We start from the raw sequence: 26,474 nt of genomic DNA on the forward strand, positions 1-26,474 counted from the left end.
CCCGACTTACTCCTTTTTAAGTAATGATGTAGTCGGTGTTTTAGATTTAACACGACCTGAAGACTGTGCTGGAATATGACCAGTAGGATCGACAACTAACTCTTCAATATTATTGAATCGCGTAATGTCAGCAATGTTCATATTTGGCGAACCTATTTTGGTTTTAATCCCAGCTGCTTTGCGACGATCTGAAGGTGCCCAGTTAAGTGCGCCTGTAGAAAGCTCATAAATCAAACCGATTAATAAAACCAAAATAAAGACAGCAGCAGTTGCAAAACCAACCCAACCGACTTCACGAACTGAAGTTGCCCAAGCGTAGAGATAGAGGGCTTCTAGATCGAAAACCACAAAGAAAATTGCAACTAAATAGAACTTGGCTGACAAGCGGATACGAGCACCGCCCGCACCAACTACACCTGATTCAAACTGCTCTTGCTTTGCACGTCCCCATGCTTTACCCCCTAGGAGTAAGGGAACAGTGAGCATAAAAACGCAAAGAAATGTAACGCCGATCACGAAGGCAATTATTGCCCATTCGTATGGAGTAATGGCACTCATGCGGGGATAACTCCTGGCAGGCCTATTTTTAACAAAGAATGTATGTATTGGCCTTCAAATACACCAAACACAAAATTAATCCCGCCAATTGTACCTGATTTCTAATTTCTCATGCTAGTTGAAGCGCTTTAGTCTTTCGGATGATTTTGTCCTTAAATTTACCGATATATCCAAGATCATGGTTAATTCACCCCTAAAAATCGAATTATCTAATCAAGAAGACTATATTGATCATTTTTTTCTTTTTCTACGTCGAGAAAAAAACTAAATTTTGAGTGGTTCGCCCCAATATATTGCAGCACGAACTAAATCATTGCATTGATACAAATTTATGATGAAAATTTAAACAAAAGTTAGGGTCTGTTGACATTTCAGCCATGCATTGCGTTATCGGCTAAACGACAGAAATAAGGCATGAAATGCAGGCAATGGTGATCCCCTTGTCAAGTTTCATAACGCAGTTTATGGAGGTTTTAGCCATAACCTGAGCAAGAGCAAAGCATTGCTTTGATTGCAGCGTAAGGACAGGGACATTTTTTGCCGTTACGGTGTTAGGTCTTACTCACTTAGAATAACTAGGTTTCGCAAAACCTGCCTTGTACCGCCGAAAAAACGTCCTCTGTCGCAAGCACCTGTGAAATCTCAACAGACCCTATATAATAGCGCGACCTTGTCTCCCCATAGAACCGCGTCAGCATGCCCCAAGCCTATGCAGCATTAAAACCACGCTCACTTTTACAATTATTTCTACTTTTTAGTGGGATAATTCTATTGTGCTGCCTACTCGGTATTGCAACCAGACACCTCACCTTTCTTGCCTCTTTTTGGCCTGCTAACTCGGTTCTGCTCGGTTTACTGATTCGTTTTCCGCAAACTCGGCATCCAATCAGTTTTATTGGAGCAATTGTCGGCTATCTCCTTGCCGATACCTCACAAGATACGCCTTTTTTACTTAATATTTGTCTAACCTCAGCCAACCTGTTGTATGTCATCACGACATTGGCCCTATATATCAAATTTAATGCATTCATCCGTTCAATGCATCATGGTTATTTTTATCTATTTTTATTTAGTTTTTGCTGTATCGGTGGTTTGGCTAGCTCATTATTTGCAGCCATCACCCTACCTTTATTTAACACCAAATTTGCTTTAGGTTCATTTTGGATTGATTTTGGTTATTGGTTTACTGCGGAAATTCAAAACGCATTATTACTGCTCCCTGCAATCATTAGTGCTCCTCTTTGGAGTGAATTTAAACAACAACTCAAAGAGTTTAAGACGCAAACGGTACAAGAAAGCTTACCGCTATTTGCGGTTATTTTTTCGATTGCAATTGGCTACTATGATGCAGGTCCAGGCTCCCTACTTTATCCAATTGCAGCACTGATCTGGTGTGCGTTGAGTTATCGCCATTTTTCAGTGGCAATTATTACTTCGATCAGCTGCGCCTTTGTGATCTATCACGTTTCGCAGAACTACTTACTACTTTACCCCCAGCAATTTTTAAATAATGCCATCTCAATCCGCCTTGGGCTGATTATGATGACTATTGCCCCACTCACCGTGTCCAGCATCAATATGGTGAGATCCAAGCTAATCCAAGAATTACAACATACCATTGCCCATGATGAACTCACCTCTAGCCTAACCCGCCGCCAATTTCTGCAATCGGTGCAACTGTTCCAGCAGCAAGCAACACAGGCTGGTCAAAGTACTGCTTTTCTCATGCTCGACATTGATCACTTTAAACAAGTGAATGACAGCTATGGGCACCAGATGGGTGATCGTGCCTTGCAAAGCTGCGTGCAAACCATTCAGCGCCTACTCAGCCCTCAAGACCTGCTCGGTCGTTTAGGTGGTGAAGAGTTCGCTATCTTTATGACCGACACCGATGCTGATGCGGCTTATCTCTGCGCCGAAAAAATCCGCCTACAGATCAGTCAAACACCAATTGAACATGGACAACAGCAAAGTTTCTTCATTCAAATCAGCATTGGAATTTGTATCTGCACGCCTGAAAATCAACACGCCATTGAGCAATTATTTAAGCAGGCTGATGATGCGCTCTACCAAGCCAAACGACAGGGCCGAAACCAAGTTGTCATTTCGACATAATATGTTGCAATTCAGCTAAATACTTTAATTATCTTTATACACAGCAGCGCGAATAGATGAGTATTCTAGAATGAGAACAAAAGGAGAAAAATATGCATCTAGAATACACTCACGCTTCGGATTATTTCTTTTTTTCACAACTTCTGATGCGCCATATAGAAAGTTATGTTCGAAAACATCCAGATGCTGATAATGCGATTTTTGATTTAAGAGACATTTACGAAGTATTTAGAGAGGATTTTGCCGCCACAACAACCAATTTAGAAAGTATTCTCAATATTGCAGATGGCTATAAAGTCGAAACCTTAAATGGAGATCAAACCCTGATCAAAGGTTATAAAATCGATATTAAGAACAATGCGCTACTGATTGACTTCAATGCAGATGCATTGCAAAACCTTCGTTCAGGAAAACCGTTGATTGAACCCGATCCATCTATCCATGAATAAATGGTAATAATTCAAGGTCGCCGAAAGACCTGACTTAGCCAAAGTATCTTGCTTTGGCTTTTTTATTTATATGAATAAAAAAAGGAATGACATAGATCATTCCTTTTTCACTACTTATTTTTTAATCACTTGCTTATAACGCTTGGCAGGCCACGTCATAGTAAAACGCGCACCACCCAAGTTTGGACTTTGATCGACTTGGATCGTACCACCAAACCAGTAGGCAATACGGCTGACAATTGACAAACCTAGACCATAACCACCTGAAGCACGGGTACGACTGTCATCTAAACGGGCGAAGGCCTCAAAAATACGACTGCGCTCTTGTTCAGGAATCCCCGGCCCATCATCTTCGACGCAGACATAGGCATTACCATCGGCACGGATACCACCACTGATGCGTACTTTATTATCACAATAACGTACCGCATTACCGACCAGATTTTGCACCACTCGATGTAGATAACGACGTTCTGCATCGACTTTTAATGCCAAAGGCGGTGCAATCAGTTCAATTTCTTTTTGCGTCTTCAAAGCTTCCGTTTCCATTGCCACTTGGTCAAGCACCTCAACCAGTACAATGTCTTCGAAATCTAAAGATGGCGTGCCCTGCTCCAATTTAGCATAGGTCATGATCTCATCAATCAAGGTATTGAGTGCTTCAATATCCTTATCAATCATGTCCACTTGCTGAATACGATAATTATAATCATCTTCTTCAGCCAGCATCTCCATACCAAAACGAATCCGCGCCACAGGTGTCCTGAGTTCATGCGATACCGCACGCATCAATTCACGCTGCGCTTCAATCAAACGCTGAATATGATCTGACATATTGTTATAACTTGATGCCAAATTTGCCATTTCGTCAGTACCTTCAATTGGTACACGTAATGACAAATCACCCGACTTCATCTTATTCAAGGCATAACGTACCTGACGAATTTTACGCTCAAGCGGTAAAATCAGGCCATAAACACCCAAACTTAATAAGAACAAGCTGAATAAGGTGATCCCTGCTGAAAGCTGGAACGGCATCCAATTAAACATTGGAACAGGCCCTAAAATCAGCACTTGTGCAGGATGGTTTGGCATTGGAGAAACAATCGAAATGGTGGTGCCACGTACAGTTGCACTGTCTTTATACAGCAACACGCTTTGATCTTGGCGCAACCGACCAATCTGCTCTGAATCCAGATTTATATCTTTAATATCTGCAATTCCAATTGGATAATAAAAATGCTTTTTAATTTTCTCTAAATACTCACGCTCCTGCCCCGGATAAAAAATCAAATAATCCAGTACAAAAATCGGTAGCGCTCTCATTTGGCGTTCGCCAATTTTGTCGACTTTAATATAGAGGTAATGCTTAGGATCGTCTTTTAGACCGATAATGATATAGCCAACGCCATTATTGGCATCGTAACGCACCACTGACTTTTGCTCAGCAATACGCTTTTTCTCGGTACGCGATAGTTCTACCCGTTCTGCATCTACATAGTAGATCGGTAATTCCAGCAAATCAGATGCATCTGAAATCCAATCTAACTTTTGTTGCTTTTCTGGCTGACGAGACACCCCTTCACTAATGACATAGGAAATACCATCAGTAAGAGATTCACGATATTCTTGCGCGCGTTGATAGTTAATGATCTGCACCAGCAAATAACAAAATGCGGCAACCACAACAACCAAAACCACCAAACCAGCATAGATACGCAAGAATATGCTGTTTTTCAGTACTCGACTTACCATAGGGTAAATAATTCCAATCTAGTTAATATCTCCCCTGAACAGTCATACTACCTAAGGCCCCCCTCTATCAAGGGAAAAGCCCCCTGTGATCAGGAGGCTTTAGAGAATTTAGATTCCGTTGGTTTCTTTAACGAATAAATAACCCTTACTACGTACTGTTTTAATACGTTTTGGATTTTCTGGGTCATCACCGATTTTTGGACGGATACGTGAAATACGCACATCGATCGAACGATCCTGACCATCGTATTCAATACCACGAAGACGCTCAAAGATATCTTCACGAGACAGGATACGACCCGCATTCGACGCCAATAACCATAACAGGTCATATTCAGCGCTGGTGAAGTCAACCAACTCACCATTTAAAGTCACTGAACGACCACCGTTATCAATCACAAGGTCATCAAATTCGATACGTTGTGCAACTTCGTCTTCAACTGTCTTATCAGTACGACGTAATAAAGCACGGATACGTGCTAATAACACACGTGGTTGAACAGGCTTAGCAACATAATCGTCTGCACCCATTTCCAAGCCAAGAACCTGATCCATATCTTCAGTACGTGCAGTTAACATCAAAATTGGTTGATGGTAATGCGGACGTACTTCACGACAAACGGTTAGACCGTCTGCACCCGGTAACATCACATCGAGTACAACAAGATCTGGTTGCTCGCTGATAATGCGACGAATTGCACGATTACCATCAGTTTCGACTCCAACTTCTAAACCGTTACGAATCAAATACTCTTGTGTTAAACGTGCTAAGCGTTCGTCATCTTCTACGATCAAAATCTTCGGTAACTTTTCTTCTTGGCTCATTTGTTTGCCCCTAAAATCTGAGTGAATCTATCTATGAAATCTGACAGATACATTGGTTTATGTTTTGCAATATACACACGTTTACATTGTAAACAAGTAGGCGTTCACCAAACTGATACACGCCTAACCCCTTTTGTTATATTTTTATTAAAATTATGAATTTTAATATATTTTTCAGCTCTCTATGCTTTTTCCGACAGGATGAATATTTAGTATAGATTTTGTGCCAATGTTAAACAATTTGTTTCTTTATTCACCCAAAACAATTTAAGTGTCTGTTTTTTGAGTTATCCACAGAGTTATCTATAAGCCTTTTTTAACGGCTTTGATATGCTATGTGACTGTGATTTCAGCAGTTAACACATGAAAAAAAAATTAGTAAAAAGTCAAGGATTGATCTACTGCAAAAAATCCCGTATCTTGTGTTGAAAATAAACTTTAACCACTAAGTATTGTGTTTATCCCTCAAACATCGTGGCATACTTTTTGCTCGATTCAAACGGTCCATGAACATAAAAATAGATGATAATGGAGCTATGCTGACATGAGCATCATCACTTCTACTCCTGGCCAACTTCAGGTCATTAAGCGCACCGGTGAGATTGCGACATTTAATGCCGAGAAAATTTCTGTTGCGATTGGGAAAGCATTTTTAGCTGTTGAAGGTCAACAAGGTACTGACTCAAGTCGTATCCATGACCGTATCACTCAACTGACTGAAATGGTAATGAACACATTTAATCGTCGTTTGCCTTCTGGCGGTACGATCCATATTGAAGAAATTCAAGACCAAGTTGAATTGGCATTGATGCGTACAGGCGAGCAAAAAGTTGCACGTGCCTACGTCATTTATCGTGACCAACGCGCAAGTGCTCGTCAGCAAACTGGTGCGAACCATCACCCTACCCTGCAAATTACAGATGCTAATGGTCAGCTCCAACCATTGGATTTGGACGCGCTTACCGCAACCATCCAAACTGCAAGTGAAGGCCTAGAAGGGATTGATGTTCAAGCCATTCTTGATGAAACGGTTAAGAATTTATATAACGGCGTAAAAGAAAGCGATATCGCGACCACCATGATGATGGCAACGCGTACCCGTATCGAACAAGAGCCAAACTATACTTATGTGACTGCGCGTTTACTCAGTAGCGAATTGGTCAGCACAGGTTTAGAGTTCCTCGGTCTACCGACAGACACCCTAGAAGGTGATGCTTTAGAAACCTTCTTGAAGAAAGGTATTGAGCTTGATCTTCTTTCTAAAGACTTGCTTGAATTTGACCTTGCAAAATTGGCTGCTGCGATCAAACCAGAACGCTCAAACCAATTCACTTATTTAGGTCTACAAACTTTATTTGACCGTTACTTCATCCATTCAAATGGCGTGCGTTTTGAATTACCACAATTATTCTTTATGCGTGTATCAATGGGTCTTTCGCTCAATGAAGAAAATAGAGAAGACCGTGCAATCGAGTTCTATGACTTATTGTCTAGCTTCGACTACATGGCTTCTACACCGACGCTATTTAACTCAGGTACATTGCGTCCGCAATTATCAAGCTGTTACTTAACCACCATCGGTGATGACCTGTATGACATTTATGGTGCAATGCGTGACAACGCAATGCTGTCAAAATGGGCGGGTGGTTTAGGTAATGACTGGACACCTGTACGTGCATTGAACTCTTATATCAAAGGCACTAACGGTAAATCTCAAGGTGTTGTACCGTTCCTTAAAGTTGCGAACGATACAGCCGTTGCAGTGAACCAAGGTGGTAAGCGTAAAGGTGCAGTGTGTGCATACCTCGAAACTTGGCACTTGGATGTTGAAGAATTCCTAGAGCTACGTAAAAACACAGGTGATGACCGTCGTCGTACCCACGACATGAACACAGCGAACTGGGTTCCTGACTTGTTCATGCAACGTGTATTTGAAGATGCTGAATGGACATTGTTCACACCGTCTGAAACACCAGACTTGCATGATTTAACAGGTGCTGAATTTGCTGAGCGTTATGCACACTACGAAGCTGTAGCAAAACAAGAAAACATGCTACACAAGAAAGTACGTGCGAAAGATTTATGGCGCAAAATGCTTTCGATGTTGTTCGAAACTGGTCACCCATGGATCACATTCAAAGACGTTTGTAACTTACGTTCACCACAACAACATGTGGGCGTGGTTCACTCATCTAACTTGTGTACAGAAATCACTTTAAACACAAACCAAGATGAAATCGCGGTCTGTAACTTAGGTTCGATCAACCTTGTACAACACGTTCAAGGTGGCGTACTAGATCGTGAAAAGCTTGCGCGTACAGTGAAAACTGCAGTGCGTATGCTCGATAACGTAATCGACATTAACTACTATGCTGTACCACAAGCGAAAACGTCGAACTTGAAACACCGCCCTGTGGGTATGGGTATCATGGGCTTCCAAGATGCATTGTATGAAATGAATCTTGCTTATGGCTCAGATGAAGCAGTTGATTTCGCTGACGAATCGATGGAAGTGATCAGCTACTACGCAATCGAAACATCAAGCAACCTTGCGCTTGAACGTGGTGCTTACTCAACATTCAAAGGTTCATTGTGGGATCAAGGGATTCTGCCAATCGACTCTTTAGAAATCGTTGCGAAATCTCGTCCAGAGCGTATGTTCGAAGTGGATCGTACTCAACGTTTAGACTGGGATACCCTACGTACTAAAGTTCAAAAAGACGGTATGCGTAACTCAAATGTGATGGCGATTGCACCAACTGCAACTATCTCTAACATTTGTGGCGTGTCTCAATCCATTGAGCCAACTTTCCAGAACTTGTATGTGAAATCGAACCTTTCTGGTGAGTTCACCGTGATCAACCCTTACCTTGTTCGTGCATTAAAAGAACGTGGTCTTTGGGATACCGTAATGGTCAATGATCTAAAACACTTCGAAGGTTCAGTTCAAAAGATTGCACGTATTCCTGAAGAATTAAAAGCAATCTTCGCGACTGCGTTTGAAGTAGATACTCGCTGGATCGTAGATGCTGCGTCACGTCGTCAAAAATGGATCGACCAAGCCCAGTCATTGAACCTTTACATCGCTGGCGCGAACGGTAAGAAACTTGACATCACGTATAAGATGGCATGGTTACGTGGTCTTAAAACCACATATTACCTCCGAGCTTTAGGTGCAACATCGGCTGAGAAATCAACCATTAATACGGGTGCACTGAATGCAGTTAAACCTGCATCGGTTGAAGCGCCTGTGGTTGCGGCAGCAGCGGTTGTAGCAGAAAAAGCTGAAGTTCAAACTGAAGATGATGGTTTCTCAACAGCAGCGCCTGTGCCATTGGCGTGTTCAATTGACAACCCAGACTGCGAAGCTTGTCAGTAATTTTATTCCTCTCTGCATAAATTCCCTCTCCTTTTAGGAGAGGTGATGAGCGACTAAAGCTCCGCAAGAGAGGTTTCTATTGAGGCATAGATCATGTTCCATCTCAGTCATAATTATCAATTTGGTGTGATAGTCCTGATCTGTGCCTTTCTAGTGTTTTATATTCCAATGGTTTACGCATTTTTTAAAATACGTAAACAACAGCGTAAGCAAAATAAGTTTTAGGGATTGTCAGTGTCCATTAGTCACTTTTTAAAATTTCAGTCAATAAAACTTAATTTTGCTTACACAAATTGAGCGTATAGTAGGACATCTCCTTGCTTGAGATGTCTAAATAAAAGATATAAAGCAACGAAGAGAGAATGAATATGTCTATCCTTAGTTGGGACGATTTTGAAGATGATTCGCAAAAACCGACTGCACCTGAACACAAGTCTGCGCCCATCGACACGCAAAAAACGGTTAATACGCAAGTGGTATCTGATTCAGAGCAATCATCGCCGCGCGTGGCAGCTGCACAACCCGCTAGAACCAGTACCGTGCGATCAACAGATCCCACCGATTCGTTGGCACGAGCATCTGCTGCCTTAGAGCACTTAGATGCTGCACCAGGCTTGGAAGAGCTTGAGATGGGTGCACAGCGTGTACAGGTTGATGATAAAGCGATGATCAACTGTCGCGCAGACTTAAACCAGCTTGTTCCTTTTAAATACGAGTGGGCTTGGCAGAAGTATCTTGACGGGTGTGCAAACCACTGGATGCCGCAAGAAGTGAACATGAACCATGATATCGCGCTTTGGAAGTCTGAAAATGGCTTAACTGAAGATGAGCGTACCATCATCATGCGTTCTTTGGGTTTCTTCTCGACTGCGGACTCATTGGTTGCAAACAACTTGGTATTGGCGATCTACCGTCACATTACCAACCCTGAATGCCGTCAGTACATCTTGCGTCAAGCATTTGAAGAAGCGATTCACACGCATGCTTACCAATACTGTATCGAATCTTTGGGTATGGACGAAGGCGAAGTCTTCAACATGTACCGCGAGATTCCAAGTGTTGCACGTAAAGCATCGTGGGGCTTGAAGTACACTCAATCTTTAAGTGATCCTACTTTCAATACAGGTACGCCTGAAAACGACCAACGTTTATTGCGTAACTTGATCGCGTTCTACTGCGTACTTGAAGGGATCTTCTTCTACTGTGGTTTTACTCAAATCTTGAGTATGGGTCGTCGTAACAAGATGAACGGTGTTGCTGAGCAGTTCCAGTACATCTTGCGTGATGAGTCTATGCACTTGAACTTCGGTATCGACATGATCAACCAGATCAAGATCGAGAACCCACACTTGTGGACGGCTGAGTTCCAAGAAGAAGTGATTCAAATGATTCTTGAAGGTACGATGCTTGAAATCGAATATGCGCGTGACACCATGCCACGTGGTGTATTGGGTATGAATGCAAGCATGATGGAAGAATACTTGAAGTTCATCTGTAACCGTCGTTTAGCGCAACTTGGTTTACCTGAGCAGTTTGCTGGTGTAACTAACCCGTTTGCGTGGATGTCGGAGATGATGGACTTGCGTAAAGAGAAGAACTTCTTTGAAACGCGTGTAACAGATTACCAAACTGGTGGTGCGTTAAGCTGGTAAGTTGAATTAACAGCTAATAAAAAACCGCCGAGATGGCGGTTTTTTTATGAAAATCAGAGCTTGTAAATTTCTATTTTTGCAAATTCATCCAGTTTAATTGGATTTTAACCATGAAGAATTTTAGATCACTATTTGTTGATTATTGATTAGATCAACCAAACTTGTATTCGTATTATTTAAAGTCAATAACAATGAACTGCTAAAGGTTGAACCACTACCATCTCGATCAATATATAACTGTGTATTTGAACCATTAACGACAGTCTTTAGGAATGAATCTAAATTAGCAGAAGTATAATTACCAGTATAATCAACTAGCAAATCACCAATATCAATTTTGTCCGCATTTGCATTTGTTGCAGTATTACCAATAGTAAAATCTGACCAACTATCACTGCCATTACCACCTAAAGCATCAGTGATAACTAATAATTGATAAATTACAGTATCGGCGCCTGCTCCACCTGTGTATTGATCACTTCCAGCACCTCCATTCAGTACGTCATGACCATTACCGCCAAGTAATTTGTCATTTCCAGCTCCTCCCATTAGAGAGTCATTTCCAGCACCACCATTCAACGTATTATTAGCACTATTACCTACTAAAATATTGGCAAGTGAATTACCAGTACCATTAATTGTCGATGTTCCTGTAAGTGTGAGGTTTTCTATATTACTCCCCAAAGTAAAAGTAATAGAACTCTGTACTGTGTCTATACCCTCGTTAGCATTTTCAGTAATCGTATCTGTTGAACTTTCAATGATAAAAGTATCATTACCCCCCCCTCCTATAAGGGTGTTATTACCACTCCCTCCATAAAGCTGATCGTTCCCCTCCTCCCCATATAGTGAGTCATCTCCATCTCCACCATACAGTTGATCATTTCCATTTTTCCCCATAAGGAAATCATTACCAGCAAACCCATATAAAACATTGTCTCTATTTTCAAAGCCTATAATTGAATTATCTTGTTCATCTCCTATTAATAACTGATTTTTTATATCATCTAAAGTCCAAACTACTTGATCTACAAATGTTATAGTTCTAAAAGCACTATATTTATTAAAGGCTCCTTGAATATCAAGTTGATCATCAGTGTTCCTTATTTTTAGAAGCAAACCACTCCCCCAGTAGGTTGAAAAATCAATATCACTTGCTAATACATCTAATTTGATATGTGTTTCGGTTAACAGTGTCGTTTCATCCATGTAAATTGAATAAATCTCATCCCGACCATATCCACGATTAAAAATGTAAGTATTCTTCCCAGTTCCACCATCAAGAATATCATTACCTGATCCACCATCAAGCAAATCATTCCCATCGTTACCAATTAGAAAATCATCTCCATCACCACCATAAAGCTGATCATCGCCTGACTGACCTGTAAGGCTATCATTACCAGCATGTCCGTATATAACATTGTTTCGATCTTCATAACCGATTAGATGATTATCTTGTTCGTTGCCAATCATTCGTTGCTTCTTAATATCCTCAATATCCCATACAGTTCCGTCCTGAAAACTAATGGATTTAAAAGAAGAATTTATTTGAAATACATCATTTATTTGCAGCTGATCCGCCGAATGCTTAATTTTTATAATTAAATCTGTTCCCCATAAACTATCGAGCTCAATTTCACTCGAAAGTACACCTAATTGAATATGAGCCTCAGTCTTGAGTTCATCTTCAGTCAATGCTTCTAAATAAATTGTATCTTGCCCATACCCGTGATTGAATACATAAGTATTTATACCTAATCCACCACGTAGAACATCATTTCCTATCCCTCCATCAAGTAAATCATTGCCAGCACCACCACTCAACTCATCATCACCTGCCTCTCCATAGAGCTGAGCAGCTTGATTTCCAGTAAAAATTCTATCATTTCCTTCACCAGCAAAAATAATGCCTTTAGTATCTGAGAAATAGATAAAATCATCATCTCTGTCGAAAACACCAATAACAAAATCTTTGTAGCTAGATGCTTCATTGAATTGCTCGACATCAGTGTAAATACCAAGCTCTTTTAACCATATTTTTGTTGGAACATCTAAACCTTGTTGCTTTATAGCCATGTTAATAATATTCCAGCCTTGCCAGTTATACGCTGTAAGTACGTTTTGAGTAGCAAGGTTGAAATCGTATAATTCAGTGATACCTGATTCAAAATTTTGTTGAATATTTTGCTCAAAATATTGATTAAGCAATTGATAGTTATGTTCTAAACTATTTTCATCACCCAAGGAAAAATCAATCATATCAATAAGTGGTTTAAAACGAGTTTGTAGTAATAAACTTTGCTGTATCCCATCTATAATCTGTGTATATGCCTGACTCAATAGCGGACTAATATTGTTAGCTATACTAAGCTCATAACGTGTATATTCTTGCTGATTTTCTATATATGTTATTTTTTCTACGCCATCGACTGCCGATAAGTTAGTACTTGATTCCTCTGGTAATTTAAAATAATAACGTCCATTAAAAACTTCTAAAACTTTGAGCTTATATTCCCATTCAAATACCGTATTTTTCCACACTTGATCATAGATGGCCTGACCTTGTCCATCATAATTTTCTACATGTGAATATTCTTTTTCTAAGCCTAACTGCTTCCAAAAAATAGAGCTATTCAATTGATTAGCACGTTGTTCTATTGTTTGATAACTTGCGTCTGTTGCAACCCATTCTTTTATAACTTGAGCTACTAAAGTACGCTGTTCTAAATAATCTGTAGTTTGAACAAGTTGTGCAACAAGATTTTTTAGTACACTCGATTGCATCATCGCTTCATGTAAATCTCGTAATTTACCCGAGCCAATGATATTCGGTAGCATTGCAACATCTTGGCTCACTGCAATTGAATCACTAAAAGTTCGGTGAAAGGTATCATTGACCAGATTAATATCTGCCATATGACTGACTTCACCTAGTGTTTCTTGCACACCATTTTTATAATATGTTCCTAAATCTGCAATTTCATTGCCATTTTCGAGTATTTGATTATTGGCTACTTTTTTAACATTAAAGCCTGTAATACCCAGTTCCCCCAAACCAAACAGTTCGTTTGCTTGTGATATTCCATCCTGATTTAGATCACGCCATACTTTGAGTTGGTTCCAATGTGCATCTGCTGAGTCAACAGTGCCATCTCGATTGGTGTCCTGATCAGCAAGTGCCTCAAAACCATTTTTAGCCGTACCGCCTGTTGATAATGGGGTTGAATCTCCAAATAGTTCAGTTCCATTGTCAATTTTTCCATTGCCATTTCGATCTAATACTAAAAAACCATCATCAGGGAGTACCCAGCCCGTATTGGTTTTTATACCATTGGCCGTATGGTCAAACATGACAGGATTGGTACTAGATGGTGCTCGAGTTTCAAGCCCATCATGATCTAAATCTAATGTCAGTGGGTCTGCTCGAAAAGTTTTTTGTGCAAGGTTAAATAAGTGTGCACTTTCATCAAAATTACTTAGACCATTACTATGAATGACCTGTTCACCAAACAGCCAAGTTTTAATGTTATGGAATACATTATTTACACCTTCTTTAATATAGTTATAAACCGTATCTCCCCCTATAATTGATCCAGCAATTCCACCAACAATAGCAAGTCCAATGGTTATCGGTGCAGAGACAGTCCCTATAGCAGCAACACCTCCAACCAGTAAAGCGCTGCCAATTGAACCTGCAATTGCATCAGCAGTGGTATGTGCAACCCAATCATCAATAATTTGTTGTTTTTGTTGTTGTGTTTCAGCAGCATTTACTTGTGAACTGAGTACAAGTATCCCAATTGCAGTGCCTGCATAACCAACGCCTTTTGCTAAATTTAAAAAGTGAGAGCTTTCCAGAGGAGGCAGATTTTGAGCCAATTGTTGAGTAATCGACTCCGCTCGTTCCAGTTGAGAAATTCCACGATTTAAAAAATCCATTTGTGATGGATTTAATAAACTTGTACTTGGTGTATCACCAAGTAATGTCGAATGAATGACGGATGTATCTGCATTGGCTGTAACGGACGCAATCTTTGTATGGTCAAAAAGATTATTCGGTCCATCCAGAAAGCGGCTGACATCATAACCAGTCACCTTGCCATTTGCATTGATGATTTCATCAATGAGCGAAGAATAAATCAGTGATTTTGCCTGTACGGCTGCACGTGCATTATCAATTGCTTGCACATGCGTGAGCCCATTGGCAATATCAGCATCGTACATGGCTTTCAGTGTTTCACGCGGAATACCATCAATGGTTTTTACATGTGGGTTCTCGAGAAGTGCTGGCAGTTCCACACGGGCAAACACTTTATCATCAGTACCAAATGGTGTCAGGGTACGAACATCCCCTGAAGCAGCCTGAGCCAAGGCTTCTGAGGCCTTATCCCATAATGCAGGGCTTTTGACTCCATCAATTATAGTCTCATTGTTCATAATGCTTCTATAGTCAGAGATATTATTTTTTCCAGCAATTTCCATTAAATAGCTATCGATCTCCCTTGAATACATTAACTCTGAAAACTTGGTACTGCCCAAGATGGTTAAAGGATTACTGGCATTTTTTGAGATTTCTTTTGCTACGATATAGAGATGGTCTGTTGGATTTTGACCTGCATAGAACAGTGTATTTTTATGTTGTAAATCCGTTGATACAGTGGGGACTAGATCCGTAAAGGCTTGACGTAAATCCTGAATGGTGACTTGTCCATTCACCTGCTTTATCGCAGCAAGTTGATTAATAATATTTTGGGTTTCTGCTGATCTTACCATCTCTTTATTTCCCCCTAAATTAATCGTTATTTTTTCGTAAGCCTTTGAGCATATCAATCTTCAGGTTGTAATAAACCTGTGTTGTTATAGCCCAGTCCTTTATTTTTCTTGTCTCCTCATAAGTTACTAATGCCTCAGCAATTAATTGTCTGACTTCCTCCTGAATTTCACTTTCATCATTAATTCTTATGATGTCGGAAGTATGTGAATACTGAATACTGAGAGATGAGATATAAAATTCATTATCTGCTTTTTTTTTCGAATTTTCTGCCAGAGTAAACCCAAAATGGGTTAAATAAATTATAAACTTTGTAGTAATAATTGCTTCCACAGTTGGCCAATGATAATGTGTTACAGGATTATTTTCATAGCCATCAAAATAATAAGGGCCTTCTTTCTCAAGAATAATTTTTTTTTCTTGAGAAGCCCCACCACCGCCCCCAAAAAATGATAAATAATAAATATTTCGCTCTTCATCTACTAGCAAGCTTTCATCAATCCGAATAGGAAAGTCTAGGTCCAAATCCTGTATTAATGGTTCAACTTGTATTACCAGTTGTTCCAATTTTTCATTGGTGATTCTTGTTCTTTCAAAAGTCATAAATTTTACTCTTTCACACATTTATTAGCTAAACCATACAATCACTATTAAAATTGCATGGGTTAAATAATTATTATTTAAGATCTAGATTAAGAGTAAAGCTAATCCAAGTTAAAAACTCAAATATTTTTCTTTAAATACCCCAATCTAAAAATACTAATTATGTCTTTTCGCTTAAAAACACTATCATCCACCTTATGCACTTGTATTATTCACTATTTTAATTTTTGAAGAATGATATACTAAGATTAAACAAGTCATAAAAATAGTACCTTTTATGAATTTTTTAATAAAATTAGTGCTTTATTATATTGAATATTATCCCCTTAGATAGCTTTCACCCCCACCAACCACCCTTCCAACAACTTCCCTTTATCCACCTTATCCCCACTCAACAACTGCACCATTGCCCCGTCCACCACAAACAAAAACATCTGTGCATCCGCTTTGGCGGCATGGATATCCGTCCTTGCCAACAACATATAAATTTCACGAATCAACCAGTTTCGGTACTCCACCACCATCTCATACGCCTTTGGATAACGTGCTTTAATTTCAAAAACTGCTCTAAATAATAAATGGTACATTCCTTCTAAATCGGCATGTAGAAAGAAAATTCGTTTCAGCCTTTCACGCCCCGATAAGTTTTTATTGGCATACAGAATTGAACGGACTTCTTTCTTCAGTGCCGCTCTCTGTAAGCTCAACGTCATTTCAACCAAATGCTCTTTGGAGTGAAAGTATTTATAAAACGTGCCTTTGGCAATTTTAGACTCATCAATAATTAGGTCGACCCCAACATGATGAAAGCCATCTTGGTTAAACAGTGCTTGTGAGGTATCCAAGACTCTTAAAGCACGATAAGTCAAAGCAAAAGGTGGCATATCATTTCCATGATTCAATAATTTTTTGTTGTTGCTCAACCAGATCAAGCGGCCATTTATGCTGCAATAAGCAAAAAAGGCATGCAAAGACCCGATAAGATGGCCTGAGCGCATCTCAAGTTTTATTGTTGATATGATTTTTTAGTCGCGGCAAAGCGGCGCTTGAAAAGCCTAAAGGCAATCAAACGGCGTCAAAGACTAATGAAGAAGAATAAAAAGATGATGCATGGCCAACTCCTACAAAATTCGGAATACTGCCAAGACATAAAGATTATGGTGGCAGGGAGAAAGAGGGTTGACAGACTGAACCTAAGAATCAGCACGCCCGAAGGCGTCCCCCTTTCGCCCTACCGCTACAAAAGGGGGACGAACGAGTCTACATCAAAAAAACAAGGTTTTTCAATGCACTTAGGAAACGGTCTGTCAAAACCGACTGGCGATGTAGGCCAGCGCTTAAAGAATAAGCGGTGAGTTTAAGGGTGTCAATGTTACACTTTGGGCCAAAGCAGTTTTATTATTATTTTTCAATAGATTATATTGTTTATTATTTTTAAATTATGATGTAAACGTATTTTAATAATGAGCCGATTGGCTTAAAGCATCCTGCTTTAAGCGACTTCAGTTTGCCCAACTTGGTGATAGGCACGATTAAAATATACCAAACTTTGATCATGCCCACTTTGTTGAACTGCCACAATACGACAAATAAAAATCGTATGCGTTCCAACTTCCTGAATTTGATCAATCTCACAATCGAAATTCACCAAGGCATCATCCAAAACAGGCGCACCTGTTTCCAACTCTGACCAAGCACCGTGTTTAAAACGTTCTTCTGGACTCAATTTAGACGAAAAGGCTTTAGAAATATGTTGATGATCTGCGCTTAACACATTCACGCTTAAGATTTTATTGTCAACGAAATGCACATGCGAACTCGATGCCCGATTCATACACACCAATAAAGTCGGAGGCGTATCGGTGACGCTACATACAGCAGATGCAGTAAAGCCATAACGACCAGACATGCCAGTGGTGGTAATCACACTGACCGCACTGGTGAGTAAAGACATTGCATCTCTAAAATCTGTTGCTTCAACCATCACTTTATACCTCAATTAAACCCGAGCTTTGCGGTGGTATCAAGGGCGCACATACTCGCCCTTTCTACCTCACAACATCAGTGCATTTTAGCCTTGCAGTTCTTGACGAATAATTTCTGCACCTGCACTTAATGCATTCAGCTTGCCACGTGCAACATCACGCGCCAAAGGTGCCATACCACAGTTGGTAGATGGATACAGCTTATCAGCGTCCACAAACTGAAGTGCTTTACGTAAGGTATCGGCAACTTCTTCTGGCGTTTCAACCGTGTTGCTCGCCACGTCAATCGCACCAACCATCACCTTTTTACCGCGAATCAATTCAATCAGATCCATCGGCACACGCGAGTTGTGACATTCCAGTGAGATGATATCAAGTTTTGACTGTTGTAGCTTTGGAAAAGCCTCTTCATATTGGCGCCATTCTGAACCAAGGGTCTTTTTCCAGTCGGTATTGGCTTTAATGCCATAACCATAACAAATGTGCACCGCAGTTTCACACTTCAAACCTTCAAGCGCACGTTCTAAAGTCGCCACACCCCAGTCATTTACTTCATCAAAGAACACATTAAAAGCAGGTTCATCGAATTGAATAATATCTACGCCCGCCGCTTCTAATTCTTTGGCTTCTTCATTCAGGATTTTGGCGAATTCCCATGCCAGCTTTTCACGACTTTTATAATGTGCATCATACAGCGTATCAATCATGGTCATTGGACCTGGCAACGCCCATTTAATCGGTTGATTGGTTTGCTGACGTAAAAACTTGGCATCTTCAACAAAAACAGGCTTTTGACGCGATACCGCACCGACTACAGTCGGAACACTGGCATCATAACGATTACGGATACGCACCGTCTCACGTTTCTCAAAATCAACACCCGTAAGATGCTCAATAAATGTCGTCACAAAATGCTGACGGGTTTGCTCGCCATCACTGACAATATCAATGCCCGCCACTTGCTGTTCATGCAAAGACAAACGTAAAGCATCCTGTTTACCTTCAATCAGACCCTGCTCTTGCAATTTCCAAGGTGACCAAAGCTTTTCAGGCTCTGCCAGCCAAGACGGTTTCGGTAAGCTACCCGCAGTCGACGTTGGTAATAATCTTTTCATCATCAATAACCTTATATTTTCAATAAATTAGTGCGCGTAACTTTTTTGCGAGTTGCTTTGTGCTGCATAACTGGCAGACCACTGTTCCAGAATGTTTTGATAAGGTTTGATAAATTGTTCTTCAACAAATTTCCCTTGTTCAATCGCTAAACGACTACGTTCTTCTCGGTCATATACAATGCGAGTTAGTGAATAATCTTGGTTGCTCAAACTTGGTTGATAGGATTTGCCTGCCACTGAATTGGCATTGTAAATTTCAGGACGGTAAATCTTCTGGAAGCTTTCCATGGTGCTGATGGTGCTGATCAATTCCAGATTGCTGTAATCCGCCAACAAATCCCCAGAGAAATAGAAGGCCAACGGCGCAACACTATTTGGCGGCATGAAATAACGCACTTTTAAGCCCATTTTCTGGAAATACTCATCCGTTAATGAATATTCATCTTGCAGATATTCCGTACCCAATACTGGATGTTGGTTTTCAGTACGTTGATAGACCTTGCTGCTGGAAACACTGAGGCAGATCACAGGTGGTTTTTTAAAGTTTGCCTTGTAAGTCTCTGACTCAATAAAGCTCTTAAACAAGTTGCCATGTAAGTCGCCGAAGTTCTCTGGTGTGCTAAATCCAGACTGATTTTTATTATGCTCAAGCAATAGCACACTGAAATCATAATCACGCACATAAGAAGAGAAGTTATTGCCAACAATACCTTCAATCCGTTCATTGGTTTTTTGATCGACAATATTGGTTTTTAAAATTTCAATCAAAGGCAATGCATTGCTATCAGCGCCCGCTTCAACCTTCATCTCAACAGAAATAATCTCAAGCTCGACCGCATAACGATCTCCTTCTGGATTATCCCAATGCGCCAAGGTATTGAAACGATTGTCGATCATTTTTAGGGTATTACGCAGATTCTCTTGGCGGCTTTGACCACGAGCCAAATTGGCAAAGTTGGTTGTAATACGGGTATTTTCTGATGGGTAATAGTTCTCATCAAAACGAATACTCTTGATCGTAAAATTAAATGCGCTACTCATTTTAATCCGCCACCCTAATTTCTGAGATAAATCTGAATTTCTGTATAGAGTGATTTATACCGTAATCAAGAGATGAATAAAAATGATTTAATCTAAGTCCAAAATGAATGAAATTCATGTTTAGAAATTTGCTGAGATGAAAATAACTCAACATCATCAGTTCAAGATGTATTTTCAGATCGGTTCAGCTCAAGAAGTTTAAGGCTGATCTGGATAAAGCATAGGCTGCATATAAATCATACAAGGCCGTATTGTTCTCTCATCGATACATCATTCAATGATGCTTAACTGTGCATTTTTTTATTATTTAAATCATCCTATTTGGTCAAAATGTGACTGATCTCTCTAAACCATAAGTCTAAGATTTACTAGAACTTTCTACAACTTTCACACAATAAATCATCAAAGTTGGCTTGATTTGTACATTTTGAAACATTAGTTCAACTAAAATACCGTCTAAATTAAAGTAAAATTCATGAACTAACTTCTTCAACATCAGTGTTAAGGCGATCCCTTGCCGTACTGATGTGCCTTTATTGCGCCTGTATCATCATTTAAATTCTTTCTCTCTATATCGCTTGTCATATAGAGCGTCATTTAATTTTTAAGGTAAATTGAATGAAAAAATTTTGGAAATATTTATTAGTACTACTCGTAGTATTAATTATTATTGCAATTGCCTTTCTTTTTAGACCAGTTGCGTCTAAGGCAATTAAAACCACCAGTAACGAACCAACTGTCGATGTCGTACTCATCGGTGGCGGGATCATGAGTGCCACTTTAGGTACTTACCTCAACGAATTACAACCCGACTGGAATATCCGCATGTATGAACGTCTTGATGCTGTGGCACAAGAAAGTTCAAACGGTTTTAACAACGCGGGTACAGGCCACTCTGGCTTTATGGAAATGAACTATACCGAAGAAAAAGACGGTAAAATGGACATTTCTAAAGCTGTAAACGTGGCGGGTCAGTTTGAAATTGCCAAACAGTTCTGGGCATACCAAGTGAAGCAAGGTGTACTCGGAACACCAAATACCTTCATTAACCCAGTACCACACATTGCTTTCGTATGGGGCGATAACGTGAATTTCATGGAAAAGCGTTATGCTGCCATGGTTCAAAACCCATTATTCGCTGGCATGAAATTGAGTGAAGACAAAGCTGAAATTCAACAATGGGCACCATTGGTGATGGACGGTCGTGATCCTCAACAAAAAGTGGCTGCAACCCGTATGGACGTTGGTTCTGACGTGAACTACGGTGCAATCACCAAGCAGTTGATTGGCAATCTTGAAAAGAGTCCAAACTTCAAACTCAGCACTTCAACTGAAGTGACGGGTATCAGCAAAAACGATGACAACACTTGGTCTGTGGCTTTCAAAGATTTGAAATCTGGCAAAGTTGATCATGTGAAAACACGTTTTGTGTTTATTGGTGCAGGCGGTGCTGCAATTAAATTATTGCAAATGACTGGCTTACCAGAAGCGCAACAATATGCTGGCTTCCCTGTTGGTGGTGAGTTCCTTGTAACGGACAACCCAGCAGTAACAGCAAAACACACTGCTAAAGTGTATGGTCGTGCTGATCTTGGTGCGCCTCCAATGTCTGTTCCACATATCGATACCCGTTATATCGACGGTAAAAAATATGTGTTGTTTGGCCCATTCGCAACCTATTCAAACAAGTTCCTAAAAAATGGTTCACAGCTTGATTTGCTTGCATCGACCAACAAAAACAACGTATTGCCGATGGCAGCAATTGGTCTACAAAATGCTGATCTTGTTCAGTACCTCGTAAGCCAAGTGTTGATGTCTGATGCAGATCGTTTCAATGAGTTGAAAAAATACTACCCTGAAGCTGATCCAAAAGACTGGCATTTACAACAAGGTGGTCAACGTGTTCAGATCATCAAAAAAGAGCCGGGCAAACCTGCTAAATTGCAATTCGGTACAGAAATCTTTACCTCTAAAGATAAGTCTGTAACTGCATTGTTAGGCGCTTCTCCGGGTGCATCTACATCACCTTACATCATGCTCAACTTGCTTGAAAAAGCATTCCCTGAGCAAACCAAAGGTGAATGGAATGCTAAGTTGCATGAGATCGTACGTTCTTATGGCAAAGACCTTTCAACCGATCCAGCGTTGTTAGATCAAATCCGTCAGTACTCAAGTTCAACTTTGGGCTTGAACTATACGACTCCAGCAAACTTAGTTCCTGCTAAGAAAGTTGTTAAAGCTGAAGCTGTTGCTCAATAAGCAACGCTAAGCACGTCAAAAAGGGAGGAGTTTCAGCTCTTCCCTTTTTCTTTATTTGTATGTTTTAAATCTACGCCTTATGTCTTCTGCTGTACCTCATTCTGCTTTTGCTGCATTTTCCAGTCGTGACTTCACGTTATTGACCGTCAATCAATGCTGCCTGACCTTTGCGGTGCTGATTCAAGAAGTACTGATCGCGTTTTATCTGTATCAAATTACCAAGAATCCACTTATCCTCGGCTTGGTCGGGATCATGGATTTTTTACCCTTTCTCATCCTCTCTTTATGGGGCGGTTATATTGCTGACCGTTTTAATCGTCAACGTATTTTGCAGATCAGCTTTAGCTTTGCCATCCCCTTATCGATTGCTTTGTGGATAAGTTTTGATCTTTTCCACACCCAAACCATCAGTGCAAATTTATTATTAATCTTCTCCTTGAGTATTCTCTTTTTATTTGGCTGTATTCGCGGCATATACAGTCCCTGTTTTAATTCTTTACGTCCTTTTGTCGTACCTGAGCATTTGTATACCAATGCAGCAACATGGACCAGCATGTGCTGGCAAGCCAGTGGCATTGTTGCCCCCGTCATTGGTGGCTTCCTGCTTGCTCATCTCGATCTAGATATTACTTTTAGCGTCATTGTGACACTTTTTCTAGGTGGCAGTATTGCCCTCTGGTGTTTGCAAAAACGAGATTTCCCGCAAATCCAAACGGCGTCGGTGACTCAAAGTCTAAAAGAAGCACTGCATTTTATTTTTAAAACCAAAATTATTTTTTGGGCCATGTTTCTCGATCTGAGCTCAGTTTTTTTTGGTGGCATCATCGCGCTATTGCCAATTTTCGCCCAAGATGTTTTACAGATCGGTGCAGATGGTTTTGGTCTATTACGCGCTGCACCTGCTTTTGGCGGCTTGGTAATGATGATCATTTTGATTCGCTATCCACCAAAATCTAGACCGTGGCAGATGATGCTGATAGCAGTGACAGGCTTTGGCCTCTGTACTTTGTTATTTGCTGTTACCAGACAACTCTATTTTTCTGTCGCAGTTCTCATTATTATGGGAGCATGTGACAGCATCAACATTGTCATTCGTCAAACAATTCTGCAACTTATTCCACCCAAGGACATGCTTGGGCGTGTGGCAGCCATCAATGGCATTTTTGTCACCTCGAGTAATGAACTGGGGGCGTTGCAGTCCAGTGTGATGACGCGCTTTTTCAGCGTGATTCCTGCGATGTTGATTGGTGGTTCACTGTCTTTGCTCTGCGTTGTTTTAACAAAGATCAAGACCAAAGATTTATTTAATTTTCGTTTTTAATTCCCTTATTAAACAAACAGCTATTTTAAAATCCAATGTGATATGAAACATACTTTGCCCGCGTCTTCAGGCCTCTCTAAATTTATTATTTTTTCCGTTTTTGTATGGCTGGTGCTGTTGTGGCTGCAATCGACCTATATCGTCGTGATTGGTGGTGATGCCTATCTATTCTGGACCTCATTCGGTCTTTTGATACTTAATCTTCTCAGCCTACGCCCCAATATATTAAAAAATCGTATCGCTTTGGTCATTACGGTGGCCTTGCTGATCTACCTGCTATTCCACTCCTTGTTCTGTACTTATTTAATGATCGCTTTTTATTGTATTTTCTATCTCTATTCAGGCGAATATAAAAATAAACGTGCCATTAAACTGATCGGCCTGTTTTTGATTATGATCATCTTTGCGATCTACCAAACCCAATCCTTGCACGAACTGAAAAGCCACTATGCCACTTATGAAACAGGTGAAACTTGGCAAAAATACGGCGCTTTATAAGTTAGCCCATAAAAAAAACCTCACATAAAGTGAGGTTTTTTTTATTGTTCAATAGACTAATCTTGAGAGTCTGGATACAAAGGACGATTTCCGGGACTAATGCGATTGATATGCAAGAAAGTCATATGACGTTCGTACTTATCCAAGATGTCATTAATCACCTGTTCTTTGGTGTATCCAACTAGATCATTGTCCTGTGAACCCTCATACAAGAAGGTTTCCAGACGGTAGTAGAACTGCTTACCACGTTTACCGCGCTCACTAAAGGTCGGCGCAATATAGCGTACCGGCCAGATCTGATACACGAAGTTATGTTCTTCTTCGATGTAAATGGTGAGATCAAGATGATACAGGCTTTCGCTTTCTTCGACTTCGCCCTGCGTCACTTCGACATTCATGCCACGCTTCACCAACTCATCCGCCACAGTTTGTACCGCAGGTTTACACACGCTATCGAGCATGCGTTGCGTTTCGCTGCTACCCGGATGATGCATCACACGGGACAAACGCTGTTTCCAATTCAAGATATCCACGTTTCCGACCACAGGTGCAGCATTCAGACTCCGGCTGGCTTTACGATAATCCTCTAAACGTAAGGATTTATACAGCCCAGCCATCACCAACAGCATGACAAAGCTAAACGGTAAACCCATGATCACGGTGGCACTTTGCAGTGCGGTAATCCCGTTTGCCATCAACATCGCCACGGTGAGCAGGCCAATTGCAGTTGCCCAGAAAATTCTCAGCCAACGCGGTGCATCGTTATCGACATTGGAGAACTTGGTGGTAAAGTTACCCAGTACCAACGCGCCCGAATCGGCAGACGTCACATAGAACAATAGACCCGTAATGGTTGCGATACCCGCAATAAAGGCAAAACCCGGATATTGCGCCAACAGGTCATAAAAACCATGTGCAGGATCAGTCAATACGGTTTGTGCCAGTGCAGTATTGCCTTCAAAAATCACGTTATATAAGGCGCTATTCCCGAAAATAGACAACCACGTAATCGTGAACAATAAAGGAATGATCAAGGTGCCGCAGACGAATTCACGAATGGTACGACCACGCGAAATACGTGCCAAGAACAGCCCCACAAATGGTGACCATGCCACCCACCATGCCCAGAAGAACAAGGTCCAACTGTTCATCCAGTCTTTTGGTCGGTCAAAAGCAAAGCTTTCCAAGGCCAAACTCGGGAAACGACTGATATAGTCACCAAAGTTTTGTACCAAGGCATTGAGCAGGAATTCGGTATTACCGAGGAACAGCACGAACAACATCAAGCCAATCGCGGCATAAATGTTGATTTCCGACAGCACCTTAATACCCTTATTGACCCCAGCCGTCACCGAAATAATAGTCACAATCACAGCAAGACCAATCAGGGCGATCTGAATCCACAGGTTCTCAGGTACGCCAAACAGCACATGCAGACCATAATTGATCTGCACCACTGCGATACCACAGGTGGTGGCAATACCAAAAATCGTCCCAATGACGGCGGCTGTATCAACGGTATGCCCAATCGGCCCATCAATTTTATTACCAAAGATCGGATAGAGTGCTGAACGAATGGTCAGAGGTAAGTTATAACGATAACTAAAATAGCCCAATGCCATCCCGACCAAGGCATACATGCCCCAACCAGTTAAGCCATAGTGAAATAGCGTCCAGACCATGCCCTGACGGGCAGCTTCATAAGTCTGCCCCTCACCCACAGGTGGATTCATATAATGCGATAAAGGTTCTGCAACCGAGAAGAACATCAAGTCCGTCCCGATCCCCGCAGCAAACAGCATGGCCGACCAGCTCAGTAAACTGAACTCAGGCTTGGAATGCTTAGGACCTAATTTGATATCACCATAACGTGAGCAAGCAATAAAGATCACGAAGATCAGATACAGCGTTGCTGCCAGCAAATAATACCAGCTAAATTTATCACTGACCCATGCCAGCACCACATTGAGTAAGTGGTTGGAAAAGTCATTAAAAAAAATCGTAACCAGTGCAAATGTTAAAATAAGTAGAGCTGAAACATAGAAGACCACACGATTTAAATGGTCTTTATTCGCTAATGTAGAATCATCAACCGCACTTGGATTATCTGTTGCCATACAATCCTCAGGGAGTTAGAGAACAAAA

18 protein-coding genes are annotated in these 26,474 nt (G+C 40.7%); 8 read left to right on the top strand and 10 right to left on the bottom strand.

Annotation, left to right across the window (positions count from 1 at the left end):
* Nucleotides 1–6 precede the first annotated feature (6 nt).
* A complete protein-coding gene (ndhC, locus tag F896_RS04680; RefSeq protein ID WP_004804766.1) occupies nucleotides 7–558 on the bottom strand; it encodes an NADH-quinone oxidoreductase subunit A in 552 nt (183 codons plus the stop codon).
* Nucleotides 559–1,254: 696 nt separating this feature from the next.
* Here ndhC and F896_RS04675 point away from each other — a divergent pair.
* Together F896_RS04675 and F896_RS04670 are read left to right on the top strand one after the other, a co-directional pair.
* Nucleotides 1,255–2,673, top strand: a complete 1,419-nt coding sequence (locus tag F896_RS04675; protein WP_016164607.1) for a GGDEF domain-containing protein — start codon at nucleotides 1,255–1,257, stop codon at nucleotides 2,671–2,673.
* Between the two features lie 92 nt (nucleotides 2,674–2,765).
* On the top strand, nucleotides 2,766–3,122 hold the full coding sequence (locus F896_RS04670) for a hypothetical protein (protein ID WP_016164608.1): 357 nt from the start codon (nucleotides 2,766–2,768) through the stop codon (nucleotides 3,120–3,122).
* Nucleotides 3,123–3,236: 114 nt separating this feature from the next.
* Here the strand turns inward: F896_RS04670 and bfmS are convergent, their stop codons facing one another.
* A complete protein-coding gene (bfmS, locus tag F896_RS04665; RefSeq protein WP_016164609.1) occupies nucleotides 3,237–4,877 on the bottom strand; it encodes a sensor histidine kinase BfmS in 1,641 nt (546 codons plus the stop codon).
* A gap of 108 nt (nucleotides 4,878–4,985) precedes the next feature.
* Entirely contained in the window at nucleotides 4,986–5,702 is a 717-nt protein-coding gene (gene bfmR, locus F896_RS04660) for a response regulator transcription factor BfmR (protein WP_004655457.1), read from the bottom strand.
* A 544-nt stretch (nucleotides 5,703–6,246) separates the two neighbouring features.
* Here bfmR and F896_RS04655 point away from each other — a divergent pair.
* The 3 genes from F896_RS04655 to F896_RS04650 all read left to right on the top strand — a co-directional run bounded on the left by F896_RS04655 (nucleotide 6,247) and on the right by F896_RS04650 (nucleotide 10,733).
* Nucleotides 6,247–9,081 (top strand): ribonucleoside-diphosphate reductase subunit alpha, encoded by a 2,835-nt coding sequence (locus F896_RS04655; RefSeq protein ID WP_016164610.1) that lies wholly within the window; start codon nucleotides 6,247–6,249, stop codon nucleotides 9,079–9,081.
* Nucleotides 9,082–9,174: 93 nt separating this feature from the next.
* Entirely contained in the window at nucleotides 9,175–9,306 is a 132-nt protein-coding gene (locus tag F896_RS20525; RefSeq protein WP_004804753.1) for a hypothetical protein, read from the top strand.
* Between the two features lie 143 nt (nucleotides 9,307–9,449).
* The gene (locus F896_RS04650) at nucleotides 9,450–10,733 is read left to right on the top strand and encodes a ribonucleotide-diphosphate reductase subunit beta (RefSeq protein WP_016164611.1); all 1,284 of its coding nucleotides are present in this window, start codon (nucleotides 9,450–9,452) and stop codon (nucleotides 10,731–10,733) included.
* Between the two features lie 120 nt (nucleotides 10,734–10,853).
* Here the strand turns inward: F896_RS04650 and F896_RS21395 are convergent, their stop codons facing one another.
* From F896_RS21395 to F896_RS04620, 6 genes are all read right to left on the bottom strand, one after another.
* Entirely contained in the window at nucleotides 10,854–15,509 is a 4,656-nt protein-coding gene (locus tag F896_RS21395) for a calcium-binding protein (protein ID WP_016164612.1), read from the bottom strand.
* Between the two features lie 19 nt (nucleotides 15,510–15,528).
* Complete coding sequence (locus F896_RS04640) at nucleotides 15,529–16,110, bottom strand: hypothetical protein (RefSeq protein ID WP_016164613.1); 582 nt, start codon at nucleotides 16,108–16,110, stop codon at nucleotides 15,529–15,531.
* Between the two features lie 326 nt (nucleotides 16,111–16,436).
* Nucleotides 16,437–16,994 carry a TetR/AcrR family transcriptional regulator gene (locus F896_RS04635; protein WP_016164614.1) on the bottom strand — a complete coding sequence of 186 codons (558 nt, stop codon included), beginning with the start codon at nucleotides 16,992–16,994 and terminating at the stop codon, nucleotides 16,437–16,439.
* A gap of 608 nt (nucleotides 16,995–17,602) precedes the next feature.
* Nucleotides 17,603–18,094, bottom strand: coding sequence for a flavin reductase (locus tag F896_RS04630; RefSeq protein WP_005205662.1), 492 nt, complete (start codon nucleotides 18,092–18,094; stop codon nucleotides 17,603–17,605).
* 87 nt (nucleotides 18,095–18,181) lie between these two features.
* Nucleotides 18,182–19,210, bottom strand: a complete 1,029-nt coding sequence (locus F896_RS04625) for a methionine synthase (protein ID WP_032812745.1) — start codon at nucleotides 19,208–19,210, stop codon at nucleotides 18,182–18,184.
* A 27-nt stretch (nucleotides 19,211–19,237) separates the two neighbouring features.
* Nucleotides 19,238–20,251 (bottom strand): DUF1852 domain-containing protein, encoded by a 1,014-nt coding sequence (locus tag F896_RS04620; RefSeq protein ID WP_016164615.1) that lies wholly within the window; start codon nucleotides 20,249–20,251, stop codon nucleotides 19,238–19,240.
* Nucleotides 20,252–20,869: 618 nt separating this feature from the next.
* Between F896_RS04620 and mqo the strand changes: the two genes are divergently transcribed.
* The 3 genes from mqo to F896_RS04605 all read left to right on the top strand — a co-directional run bounded on the left by mqo (nucleotide 20,870) and on the right by F896_RS04605 (nucleotide 24,329).
* Entirely contained in the window at nucleotides 20,870–22,510 is a 1,641-nt protein-coding gene (gene mqo / locus F896_RS04615; RefSeq protein WP_016164616.1) for a malate dehydrogenase (quinone), read from the top strand.
* A gap of 79 nt (nucleotides 22,511–22,589) precedes the next feature.
* Nucleotides 22,590–23,831 (top strand): MFS transporter, encoded by a 1,242-nt coding sequence (locus F896_RS04610; protein ID WP_016164617.1) that lies wholly within the window; start codon nucleotides 22,590–22,592, stop codon nucleotides 23,829–23,831.
* Between the two features lie 42 nt (nucleotides 23,832–23,873).
* A complete protein-coding gene (locus tag F896_RS04605; RefSeq protein WP_016164618.1) occupies nucleotides 23,874–24,329 on the top strand; it encodes a hypothetical protein in 456 nt (151 codons plus the stop codon).
* 56 nt (nucleotides 24,330–24,385) lie between these two features.
* Here the strand turns inward: F896_RS04605 and F896_RS04600 are convergent, their stop codons facing one another.
* Nucleotides 24,386–26,446, bottom strand: a complete 2,061-nt coding sequence (locus F896_RS04600) for a choline transporter (protein WP_016164619.1) — start codon at nucleotides 26,444–26,446, stop codon at nucleotides 24,386–24,388.
* Nucleotides 26,447–26,474 lie beyond the last annotated feature (28 nt).

Source organism: Acinetobacter genomosp. 15BJ, assembly GCF_000400715.1.
Taxonomy (GTDB): Bacteria; Pseudomonadota; Gammaproteobacteria; order Pseudomonadales; family Moraxellaceae; genus Acinetobacter.